Here is an 11,463-nt window from a genome sequence, read left to right on the forward strand (position 1 = left end):
CAACCCCTTTTTATTCAAACCCGCAGCCGACCTATCCTAGAACCCTATACGGCTATAGCTGCAGACCCAATTGACTCCAGTCTCCCTCTGTAATCGCTCGATCCAATTCTTCGGCCCGTTTCAACATGGTGCTGACTTCATACTCGTAAAAATGATCCGAAACCTGGGCTTCAAATACCTGCAGATCACAATGTACAGAAGCCTCACAGCCCAGATACTGCCAGGCAAGGCTATCTTCGGCTCGGCGGTAGTAGCCCGGATCACCCATTGTCAAATCAACGCTTGATGGCTCGATAAACAATGTGAAAAAGGTCGATGCGGATTGGCGAATACTGCGCTCTTGTAACCAATCGCCTTTCGCGTCAGATAATCCCGTCTGCAGCAATTGATATAAGTCGGGACTGTATTGAGTATTCGTTTCCGACAGGGTATAGGCGACTCTGGCAACTGTTAGTTCACCCGCTGCTTCATTTAGCCAGAAAGCCTGCAACGCATTAATGTCATGTTCACCTAACAATTCATATAGGGCACTGCATTTGTCCAGTATGACTGAGTACTCGGCCAGCATTTCTGCCGATAAATCACCTCGTGCCTGCAGTTCATCCAACTGCTCCCGAGATCGCACTGAAGAGTGGCTACACCGATCAAGAATCACCGATAACACTAGTTGTGCGCGGGACTCCCCTCGCTCAGCTTGCTCAATAAATTGGCGATAAGCGACATCAGGAGGCCCACGCAGCACGACTGAAGCTTCACTCTCTCCCTCGCCGGCCAAATCGCGCTCATGAATTTCCATGTCCGCGATATCTGATCGAGTAGCAGGTACTTCAGATTTAGACACTGCCAAGCCCGAAGCAGCTTTCTCCAATACACCAAGAAAAGGTCGCTCTTGGCCTGGTTGATTGAGCAAAAAATAGAGACCAGAAAAAAGTGAAATGCCGATACTCAATAGCAGCACTATTCTTTTGAGTGACATCTGCTTGCTCCATACCTCACAGCCTTAGATCCGAAAATGACAGGCGTTGATTCTCTCTTAGCGTGATAGTCCCATTCCTTTACTTACTCGACCTGGCGACCACAAAATCAATTTAACACCGGACCGCCTTTCCCAAGCAAATAGCCGAGTGGTCTATCTGATTAACCTCGGTCTAATAGCCAAACCTTTTCCTGCGCCGGGCATTTTCCTTTCAGGCCGCCGGGCACATCCACGGTTTGCAATAAACGCAGCGCATAGTCGCTCGCATAATGCTGGGCGACCTCCTGATCGCTGACGCAGAAAGGCGGCCCCGGCATGCGTTGCTGATCGTATTCAAAGGTAATCAGCAGCTGGCTGGCACTACCGGTGAGCGCGACAAGGTGCCTGGCATATTGCTGGCGGGTGGTTTCAGGCAAAGCCACCAGTGCTGCGCGATCATAAATCGCATTCACAGGCCCCAGAACTTCCGCCGTGAGTTCGAAAACATCACCGACAAAAATGTCTATGCCCTTGGCGCTGTACAATTTCAGTACACCGGAAACCTCAACCCTGGGCACGATACCGAGTTGCTCGAACAACTGGATCACGGCCATTTCACTCAGTTCGGCGCCGGCGACAGAAAAGCCTTTGTCCAGTAACCAGGCGATATCCAGTGTCTTGCCACAAAGCGGTAAAAACAGACGATCTCCCGGTGCCAAGCCGAGTTGATCGTAGTGCTCGATCAGCAGGGGGTGGGCTTCACTGTTGTGAAAACCAATTTCATTTCTCTGCCACTTATCCAACCAGAATGATTTTTCCACAATCGTATTCCACTGCTCTGATTCAATTAGTCTGCCACGACTGCTTCAATCGCGTTCCGCTGACCCGCCGAGCCGAGTAGTTCAGCTGGCATTTCCAGATTCCAAACTCGCGGGGGCCGCCTGTCTTTACCGGCTGCCCCAGGTCGACTGGGATCACCGATCACCTGCAATGTGCCGTCCTGATATTGCACATCAACGATGGTACCCGCCTTGAATGAAAAACGAGCCAGGTCGATACCATCGGGGTATGCGGGGGTGTAAGCCCTCAAAATGGAATATCGCGGCCTGCTGCAATCCCCGCCGAAACCGTAGCTGACCACACCGCGATAAATCGCCAGTAGCACACCTTCAAATCCGCTTGGCGTGAAGGTTTTTGGAGGCCTAGAGAACGTAAAATAAGGATTTTTTTCCAGCAACCGAGTTTCAAAATTTTCGCGAGAAACCTGCCAAAGCATGGTTTCCGGGTACTTGTGCGCACCGGAATCCCCAGCGACCAGAAACCAGTCTTCACTTAAACCGGCCACATAGCCAAATCCGGTAAATGGCGTGCCCCCGAAATTAACCAGTTCCCTACCGATACGGTCGCCTTCCCGTAAATAGATGCGACTTTCCGACAAAATCCACGCAGCGTCCTTCTTGGGGTCCGCAAGGGCCAGCACGCCTTTGCGAGGGTCTCCATCGAAGCGGGATTCATCCGCTTCCAACAGGCCATCCGGGCGAAGCAGCAGCGACTCCGCAGCCGCTACAGCGCCCGCTCCCGGTGCATACTCATACTCCAAAGGGGCCAATTGATGGGCGGACTCTGAAACCCGGACGCCGGGCGATAAAACCCGAAACGTTTTGTCTTTTAATAACGCCATTTCGGTAAATTGCTTTACAAAAGCCATACGGACAAAAGCGTAGACAAACAAACAGAACACGGCGGCTACAACGCCCCCAAAACCCATGCCGATCCATTTCACTATTTCCATTGAACATCCTTTTCGGGCTTCCACCCACTAATCAACTTGCCATAAATGCGCCTGATATTACCTCATCTTCACGCTTCAGCACTTTGTGTTGCTCTTCACTGAGACCGGATTTCCAGTAGCTGGAGATATACCGGTGACTCGCTGCGACCGGGCGCTCGCTGCGGAAATACTGCCGCATCTCGCGCATGGTGGAAAACTCGGTGGCGCACCAGATGGCAGGGTTACCCTCTTGCCAGGAAATCTGCCGCAGCTGCTGCTGTAATGCCACGCCCGGCGCCCGCGCATCGCGATTAACCACCCAGTGGATCTGTAGATTCGACGGTGCCTGTAATTCCTGGCGGTCGGACTCGGACGCGATTTCGATTACCGCGTGGCCACGCGCATCCTCCGGAAACAAGGAGAGATTCACGCTAATCGCGGGCAACGCCGTCATATCACCCAGAAACAGGAGCCAGTCCCCATCCGGGTTGATCAGCTTCCTCGCGCCGGGACCGGCCACATGGATACGTTGGCCAGGCTCCGCTTGCTGCGCCCAGGCGCCCGCCGGGCCTGGGTGTTCGTGAATCACAAAGTCGATATCAATTTCATTTTTTCGCTGATGGCGAATGGTGTATGTACGCATCAGCGGCTTCTTGCCTTCCCCCTGCTCAAACAGGAGTTTTACATAAGCGCTTTCCTGATCTTTTGGAAAGTCCTGCAACTCTGGACCACCCAGGGTGACCCGTAGCATGTGCGGGGAAATGCGCCGGCTGGTGATGACTTCGAGTTCCCTCGACTTGGGCTTGGGCTTGAGCTTGGGCTTGGGATTGGGTTTAGGCCCCGGTCTCGACATATCAATTACCTCCATCAGGTTCACAGCTCAGGTTTTCCACCATGCGCGCGCTCAATTCTGCAAACTGTTTCAGTTCCGCATCACTGAGGCTTCTGGTCATGGCCGCCGCGGTTTCACGTTCCGCCTCTAACAACTGGCGCATCACCTCACTCCCCTTTTCCGTAGGGAACAACAGCTGACTGCGCCCATCTTCCGGATTCGGTCGCTTTTCGATCAAGCCTTCCATCAGCAGCTCCTTGAGAACCCGGGTAATCTGCGCCTTGTCCCGATGCATACGCAGGGCAATGGATTGGGCCGTGGAATGCGGATTCCGGCAGATGCCCTTTAGCGCCCGCATATGGGTAATCGGCAGACCTAGGGCCCGCTGAGTCACTTCCGCGCGCAACCTGGACTTATAGACATGTACCAGGCGATGCAAAGTGTCGCTTAGCAGGGAATCACTGGAGTTTCTGTTTGGCATGGTGAAAACACATTCAACTTAGTTGACAGCGTCAACCATACGCCGAATAGATGACAGTATCAACTAAACCTGTGAACCATTGGCCACATACCACCAGCTACCACTGGGCGACCTGCTGGGCTTCGCGCCAAACACAGCAAATGGAGCCCTACACCGCCGCCAATGCCAGGAAACATTGCTATCTTTCTCCTGTCCGGCGCTTGTCGGGGATCCAGAGGACCATGGAAGAAGGAGCTGCTGTGCTCATATCGAAGACTGCCACCAGACAACTAGCCCTCGGGTTGCCGCTTGTCTGCTTAATTGCCTTTGCACCAGGGTTGAAGGCCTCACCGGTATTTTTTATCGACACGCCCGCCCTTCTCCGTGCGGCGCTGCAGGAAACACTGGAGAAGTACCCGGATCTCACCAAAGACGACTTTGTGGTGGAACACGACGCGGTGCGCTTTTCCTGCAACGCCGACGGCAAGCGCTATCGCGCCGAGGAAGCCGCCACCCAGTGTCTGAAAGAACCATTTGCCGCTTCCCCCTGCCAGGCAGATGTTCGCTTGATTCTGAAAAAAACAGCAACGGAAAGTGTGATTGCCCGTGAAGGCGGCCTCTGTGAAAGAACCGCCGAATACAAAGCCGTGAAAATCCGGTTCTTCGAAGATGGACACATCGATACCGATCGCCACGACATTACTCTGCAAGAGAGCGAGACTGCACTGTGCAGCGATAAGAGCTTGTTTACCGACCTGAGCGAACTGATCGCCGAGCACGAACTGGCGCTGGAGCAGGAATTCGGGTCCACAGGCCAACTACACGAGGCATCACCATGACATGCTCTTTGAATCCAAGGCGCCGCACGTCAACCCTGGCCTTGCTCGCGACTCTAATCACTACATCGGCGACCGTGGAGGCGGAGCAATCCCTATATGCCGTCGATCAAGAACAGATATTCAAGCGGGCAGTCGCAGCCGCGCTGAAGGTGTCCCCCCAACAAGACCCGGACCAACTGGGCGCACTGGATACAGACCTGCATGTATTTTGTAGCAATCGAAAAAACTGGCGGCTCGTGGACCCGGTCACCCTCGAAATACCCGAACAAAAAGAATCCACCACCCTGTGCCACATGACTCTGAACTTGATCGACGGTCCTTCAATCCGCACAGAGATACAGGATCGCAACACTCAGAATGGTGAGGAGCACTGCCAGACCAGTGTTGATTGGCAGGGGTTTGTAGTGACCGTATTCGCTAACGGTGACACCACCGCACTGCCAACCAGTGGCAGCGGCAGCTATGGCCGCGCCTGCGCCAAGCCGCCACAATTTAAGACCGTCGATGAGATCATTGCCGAATATCGACAAAAGGCACCGCCGCCTTAAAGGACGATAGTTGGCAGCGAGAGACTGCAATTGACCGCTGTGGTGCAAACTATACGATCCCGTATACTCCCGCCCCATGTCAGAACTACCAATTTTCGGGATTCTTCCCCAGTTACGCCACACGCTCGATGCCAATCCCAATGTGGTGCTTCAGGCCCCGCCCGGCGCTGGCAAGACCACCGCCGTCCCCATCGCCCTGCTCCATAGCAACTGGCTTGGGGAGCGCAACATCATCATGCTGGAACCCCGCCGTCTTGCCGCGCGCTCGGCGGCGGCGCGTATGGCCGAATTACTGGGCGAACCCCTGGGCGCCACTGTCGGCTACCAGATTCGGGGTGACCGCAAAGTTGGCAAGCAGACCCGCATTATCGTCGTCACCGAGGGGATACTGACGCGTCTGCTGCAGGCAGACCCGGAGTTGTCCACCACTGCTCTGGTCATCTTTGATGAGTTCCACGAGCGCAGCCTGCAGGGTGACCTTTCCCTGGCGCTCTGCCTCCAGTCCCAGGAACTCTTTCGCGAAGACCTCAAGCTGCTGGTGATGTCCGCCACACTCGACACCCACGCGGTCGCCGGGCTTCTCGGCGACGCACCGGTTGTTACCAGCGAGGGCCGCGCTTTCCCTGTTGAAATTGACTACCTGCCGCACCAGCAGGTACCGGACGACCCACGTCAGATCCCGCAATTGATGAGTCGCAAAATCGCTGAGCTGATGGAACGGGAAGATGGCAGCCTGCTGGCCTTCCTGCCCGGTGTGGGTGAAATTCGCAAGGTCGAAAGCCTGTTGCTGGAAGCGCTGGGGAATCGTTCGGATACGTTGATCGCTCCGCTCTACGGTGATTTGAGCAAACAGCAGCAGGACGCCGCCATAGCGCCGTCACCGGGCGGACAGCGCAAGATAGTACTTGCGACCAATGTGGCAGAAACCAGCCTGACCATCGAAGGCATTCGTATGGTCGTCGACTCCGGTCTGATGCGGGAATCCCGCTTTGATCCAAATACCGGGATGAATCGGCTGGTGACAACCAGTATTTCCCAGGCTTCCGCCACCCAACGTACCGGCCGCGCCGGCCGCCTGAGTGAAGGCGTGTGTCTGCGGCTCTGGAGCGAGTCCCGCCAGCGACAGTTGCCGGCAAAGAATACCCCTGAAATTCTGCTCAGTGATCTGGCACCGGTGATGCTGGAGCTGGCCCAGTGGGGTGTAAGCGAGGTCGGTGAACTGAATTGGCTCGACCTGCCTCCACCCGGGCCGACCGCCCAAGCCCAGGAGTTGCTTCAGGAGTTGGGCGCATTGGACGAACAGCTTCGTATTACCAACCACGGCCAGGCCATGCTCGCACTGGGCACCCACCCGCGCCTGGCGCATATGATGCTGCGCAGTGTCGACCTCGGCCTTGAGGACTGGAGTTGCCTGCTCGCTGCCCTGCTTTCTGAGCGCGATATTTTTCGCGGTGAACAACGCTGGGATAGAGACATCCACAAGCGCATGGAAGTACTGAGCGGCACCGTGAAAAACCACAATGCAGATCGCGGGGCGATTCAGCGCATTCGCCAACAGGCGAAAGCCTGGCAAACACAACTGGATAATGCCAATGTCCGCGCACAACAAGAAAGCCCCCGTCAAATCCGGCCAGATCAAACGGAGGTCACCGGAATTCTGCTCGGATTCGCCTATCCGGATCGCATTGCCAAAAATCGGCACGACCGCGAACGCCGCTTCCTTCTTGCCAATGGCCGCGGCGCCCACTTTTCACACGATGATGAACTGGCGCTGTCAGATTACCTGGTGATTGCCGATCTCGATGGACAGGGGCGCGATGCCCGTATCCAGCTGGCCGCACGCATCGGCAAAGACGCGCTGTACGAATATTTTGAAGACGATATCCGCACCGAAGCGTCAGTGCGCTGGGACGAATCCGCCGGGCGTGCGGTTGCCAGCGTACAGTCAACACTCGGCAAGCTGGTGCTGGAAGAAAAGCCGGCAACGGACATTTCCCCCGAGCTGCTCAGCCGGGCCCTGCTGGACGCCATCCGCCAGCAGGGCTTGCGCGCCCTGCCCTGGGATAAAGAGTCGGAAAGCTTGCTAGCGCGTGTGCGTTTTCTGCAGTCACAGAAAGAACCGTTTCCAGACTTGCTGCAGGACATCGAGGTCCCCGATTGGAGCGAAGACAAGTTACTCGCTTCCCTGGAACATTGGCTACTCCCACACCTGAATGGCTTGAACAAACTGGATCAGCTCAAGCAGCTCGACCTGAAAAATATTCTGCTAACGCAATTGGACTGGACGGCTCAGCAACGCCTGGATCAGCTCGCACCCTCACATATTCAGGTTCCCAGCGGTTCGCGAATAGCCATTCAATATGCAGAAACCCCACCGGTTCTCGCGGTGCGCCTGCAGGAAATGTTCGGGCTACCCGAGACTCCCGCGATAATGAATGGCCGCTTTCCGCTCATGATCCACCTCCTGTCCCCCGCGCAACGGCCGGTTCAGGTTACCCGTGACCTGGCGAGTTTCTGGAAGAATACATATCAGGAAGTAAAGAAAGAGCTGCGTATCAAATACCAGAAACATTTCTGGCCGGATGACCCTACTACCGCGCAGGCAACGAGCAAAACGAAAAAACGTATGGACGCACGCTAACTCCCTGTCCTGCTCTCCTGCTCTGCTGCTTTCCCCTCTCCTCACAGCCGGGACAAAAGTCCCAACTGTGAGGTCTCCCAGACCAACTGTCACGCCTGTACCAAGTTACAAGCCACTGCTGTCCGACGCCCATTAAAAGATCGCAAAATTGCCGCAAAGACAGCGATGTCATTATTAAGGAAAAGCCCGCGCCAATCTTCTGCAATTCCCCGTGCCACTTTCAAAATCAGAAAGATCTGGGACGCCTTCACGCCATTTTCCCCGGATATTTTCGGGGCCTGCGCAATTCAGCAATTTGCACAGAACACACTCAAAACAACAATGAGAAGGCGAACATGAGAATCTCGAAACACCTTGCGCACTTGAAAAAAATCTGCGTGCTGGCCACGGGCATATCGGCAGCCCTCCTGTATGGCCAGGCCCAGGCAACCATCTTTCAGGCTGAGGATTACAGTGCCTTTTACGACACGACACCCGGCAACACCGGGGGCGCTTACCGCGCCGATGACGTGGATATTGAAGTCACTACGGATTCCGGCGGTGGCCACAATGTCGGTTGGGTAGCCGCCGGCGAATGGCTCGCCTACAACAACCTCAATATTCCAGCGAGCGGTGACTACATCATTCGCTTTCGCGTCGCCAGCGCGACCGGAGGCACCCTTTCCAATGATTTGAACGGCGGCTCGATTGTTCTCGGCAACCTGACGGTTCCAAATACCGGTGGCTGGCAAAACTGGCAAACGATTTCCCATCGGGTGCACATCGACGCGGGCACCTACAGCCTGGGAGTCTATGCGGCCACTGGTGACTGGAACCTAAACTGGATCGAAGTCGTCGCTGACAACCCCGGCAATGGCGTAGCCACCGTGTACCAACACTGCAACTTTGGTGGTTGGTCAACAGAGTTGGGCGTCGGCAGCTACACTCTCGCCAGCCTGCAGGCCATCGGTTTCATCAACGACGATGCCTCCTCCATCCGTGTTGCCTCCGGCTATCAGGCCACGCTCTATGAGCACGACAATTTCACCGGTAATTCGGTAACCGTCAGCGCAGACGATGGCTGCCTCAACAACGAGGGCTTCAATGACAATGTCACTTCCGTTGTGGTGAGCCCTGCGGCCAATAACGGCCTGGTATGGGGAGATGAGTTTGACTCGATCAACTCTGCAAACTGGACCTTCGAAACCGGTGGCGGTGGCTGGGGTAATAGCGAATTGCAGTACTACACCGCCGGCCAGAACGCATCCGTTCAGTACGACGCGCAAGCGGGCAGTAATGTACTGGTGATCGAAGCACGCAGAGAAGGCGGGTACAACTGCTGGTACGGCGCCTGCCAGTACACTTCAAGCCGGATGATTTCTGCTGGGAAGAAAGAGTTCCAGTACGGTCGTATCGAAGCGCGCATCAAGCTTCCGCAAACCCAGGGCATCTGGCCGGCGTTCTGGATGCTAGGTGGCAATATTCGCACTGGAACACCTTGGCCGAATTCGGGCGAGATCGACATCATGGAACACGTCGGCTACGAGCCCACCCTCACCCACGGTGCACTGCACGGGCCGGGATACTCGGGCAATACGCCAATCATGGGTACCTACAATGTAGGACAGAACGTCGATGCCGGTTATCACGTTTACGCGGTTGAATGGAACAGTAACGGCATCAGCTGGTTCGTCGACGGAAACAACTTCTACAATGCCTCCCGCGCCCAAGTTGAACAGTATGGCCCCTGGGCTTTCGATCACCCATTCTTCATTTTGCTGAATGTCGCAGTGGGCGGAAGCTGGCCCGGCAGCCCGGACGGTAGCAGTGTATTCCCGCAACGTATGTATGTGGATTACGTGCGGGTTTATCAGTGACCGCTAGCTTGCGAATTACCGGCGATTTGCGTTGATTCGAACTTGAAGTCATAAATTCAGTGCAAAAAAAACCGCGGTCAAGCCGCGGTTTTTTGAAAAAATTAAGTCCGATTAGTCTGGAACTCAGTAGTACGCCTGAGATTTATCCGAGTGGTCGGTAATGTCTTTCACGCCGGCCAGCTCCGGGATTTTTTCCAGCAGGGTTTTCTCTACGCCCTCTTTCAGGGTCATATCCACCATGCCACAGCCCTGGCAGCCACCACCGAATTTCAGTACGGCGTACATATCTTCAGTCACCTTTTCCAGGCTCACCTGACCACCGTGGGAGGCGAGCCCCGGATTTACATCGCTGTACAGGACGTAGTTGATACGATCTTCGATAGGGCTATCGTCGGTGACCTTGGGCATACGGGAGTTGGGCGCCCGGATAGTAAGCTGGCCACCCATTTTGTCTGAGGAGTAGTCAACCCGCGCTTCGTCCAGGTATGGCACGCTGCGGCCTTCAAAATACGCTTTGAAGCCATTCAGCTGCATTTCCAGATCGCCCTCTTTCTCTTCACCCGGGCGACTGTAGGCAATGCAGGTCTCTGCATTGGGCGTACCGGGGTTGGACACGAACATGCGAATGGCAATGCCTTCGCAGTCCTGCTTCGCCAGCAGGTCACGCAGGTATTCCTGGGCGGATTCGGTAATGGTGACGTTCAATTCGGACAGCTGTTCTGACATAAACCTTCTCAAATAACCGAGCTTCTAGCTTCGACCTACAGGTGACGCCAAGCTCAATAACCAAGCTCAGCGGTCGGGTATTTTACGCGCAACTGCAGCCAAGATAAACCGTGCCCGAAATCAAGCAGTACAGCGGGTCAGCCGACTGCACCTAGCAGCGCCCTGGCGGTCGCCTCTGAAGAAGCCGGATTCTGGCCGGTAATCAGTAGTCCATCGGTACAGATGTGGCTTTGCCAGTCGTCGCCCTTGGAGTATTCCGCGCCGCGCTCTTTGAGCATGTCTTCGACCAGAAATGGCACCACGTCGGTCAGTCCCACCCCATCCTCTTCGCTATTGCTGAACCCCGTTACCCGCTTGCCACTGACCAGCGGCTCTCCACGCTCATCGACAGTGTGCCGGAATACCGCCGGCGCGTGACAGACGGCGCCAACCGGTTTGTTGGCCCTGTAGAACCCCTGAATGATGGCGATGGAACGCTGGTCTTCCGCCAAATCCCACAAAGGACCGTGTCCGCCCGGATAAAAGACGGCGTCGAACCAATCGGTATCCACATCGTCCAGGTTCTTGGTGTTTGCAAGGGCCTCCTGGGCTATCGGATCAGTCCGGAAGCGCCGGGTGGCGGGCGTCTGGGCATCATCGGCGTCACTTTTCGGGTCCAGCGGGGGCTGGCCGCCTTTGGGCGACGCGAGGGTCAACTCTGCACCGGCATCCACGAACACGTAGTAAGGCGCGGCAAATTCCTCCAGCCAGAAACCGGTTTTCTTGCCGGTATCCCCGAGCTGGTCGTGGGACGTCAACACCATCAGAATTTTCACAGGGCCTCCTCGCAAGCCAT

11 protein-coding genes are annotated in these 11,463 nt (G+C 55.6%); 4 read left to right on the forward strand and 7 right to left on the reverse strand.

Annotated features, from left to right (window positions below; translation table 11 throughout):
* Window positions 1-52: 52 nt before the first annotated feature.
* The 5 genes from M0G74_RS06665 to M0G74_RS06685 form a co-directional block, all read right to left on the reverse strand.
* Window positions 53-976, reverse strand: a complete 924-nt coding sequence (locus tag M0G74_RS06665; protein WP_248215734.1) for a hypothetical protein — start codon at window positions 974-976, stop codon at window positions 53-55.
* A gap of 161 nt (window positions 977-1,137) precedes the next feature.
* Window positions 1,138-1,776 carry a thiopurine S-methyltransferase gene (gene tmpT, locus M0G74_RS06670; RefSeq protein WP_248215735.1) on the reverse strand — a complete coding sequence of 213 codons (639 nt, stop codon included), beginning with the start codon at window positions 1,774-1,776 and terminating at the stop codon, window positions 1,138-1,140.
* Between the two features lie 26 nt (window positions 1,777-1,802).
* Window positions 1,803-2,747: a hypothetical protein gene (locus M0G74_RS06675; protein ID WP_248215736.1), complete on the reverse strand. Its 945-nt coding sequence runs from the start codon at window positions 2,745-2,747 to the stop codon at window positions 1,803-1,805.
* Window positions 2,748-2,778: 31 nt separating this feature from the next.
* Window positions 2,779-3,579, reverse strand: coding sequence for a siderophore-interacting protein (locus M0G74_RS06680; protein WP_248215737.1), 801 nt, complete (start codon window positions 3,577-3,579; stop codon window positions 2,779-2,781).
* Between the two features lies 1 nt (window position 3,580).
* Window positions 3,581-4,039, reverse strand: coding sequence for a MarR family transcriptional regulator (locus tag M0G74_RS06685; RefSeq protein WP_248215738.1), 459 nt, complete (start codon window positions 4,037-4,039; stop codon window positions 3,581-3,583).
* 140 nt (window positions 4,040-4,179) lie between these two features.
* Here M0G74_RS06685 and M0G74_RS06690 point away from each other — a divergent pair, with 140 nt between their 5' ends.
* The 4 genes from M0G74_RS06690 to M0G74_RS06705 all read left to right on the forward strand — a co-directional run bounded on the left by M0G74_RS06690 (window position 4,180) and on the right by M0G74_RS06705 (window position 9,902).
* On the forward strand, window positions 4,180-4,857 hold the full coding sequence (locus M0G74_RS06690; RefSeq protein WP_248215739.1) for a hypothetical protein: 678 nt from the start codon (window positions 4,180-4,182) through the stop codon (window positions 4,855-4,857).
* Window positions 4,854-5,405 (forward strand): hypothetical protein, encoded by a 552-nt coding sequence (locus M0G74_RS06695; protein ID WP_248215740.1) that lies wholly within the window; start codon window positions 4,854-4,856, stop codon window positions 5,403-5,405. The genes M0G74_RS06690 and M0G74_RS06695 overlap by 4 nt, the downstream gene beginning before the upstream one ends.
* A 76-nt stretch (window positions 5,406-5,481) precedes the next feature.
* Complete coding sequence (gene hrpB / locus M0G74_RS06700) at window positions 5,482-8,046, forward strand: ATP-dependent helicase HrpB (protein ID WP_248215741.1); 2,565 nt, start codon at window positions 5,482-5,484, stop codon at window positions 8,044-8,046.
* 335 nt (window positions 8,047-8,381) lie between these two features.
* On the forward strand, window positions 8,382-9,902 hold the full coding sequence (locus M0G74_RS06705; RefSeq protein WP_248215742.1) for a family 16 glycosylhydrolase: 1,521 nt from the start codon (window positions 8,382-8,384) through the stop codon (window positions 9,900-9,902).
* Window positions 9,903-10,025: 123 nt separating this feature from the next.
* On the opposite strand, the gene nfuA is transcribed toward M0G74_RS06705, so the two are convergent.
* Both nfuA and M0G74_RS06715 read right to left on the reverse strand, forming a co-directional pair.
* Complete coding sequence (gene nfuA, locus M0G74_RS06710; protein WP_248215743.1) at window positions 10,026-10,628, reverse strand: Fe-S biogenesis protein NfuA; 603 nt, start codon at window positions 10,626-10,628, stop codon at window positions 10,026-10,028.
* Window positions 10,629-10,765: 137 nt separating this feature from the next.
* The gene (locus M0G74_RS06715; protein ID WP_248215744.1) at window positions 10,766-11,443 is read right to left on the reverse strand and encodes a type 1 glutamine amidotransferase domain-containing protein; all 678 of its coding nucleotides are present in this window, start codon (window positions 11,441-11,443) and stop codon (window positions 10,766-10,768) included.
* Window positions 11,444-11,463: the final 20 nt, after the last annotated feature.

The sequence above is a fragment of the Microbulbifer sp. CAU 1566 genome (assembly GCF_023156515.1).
In the GTDB taxonomy this organism is placed as follows: domain Bacteria; phylum Pseudomonadota; class Gammaproteobacteria; order Pseudomonadales; family Cellvibrionaceae; genus Microbulbifer.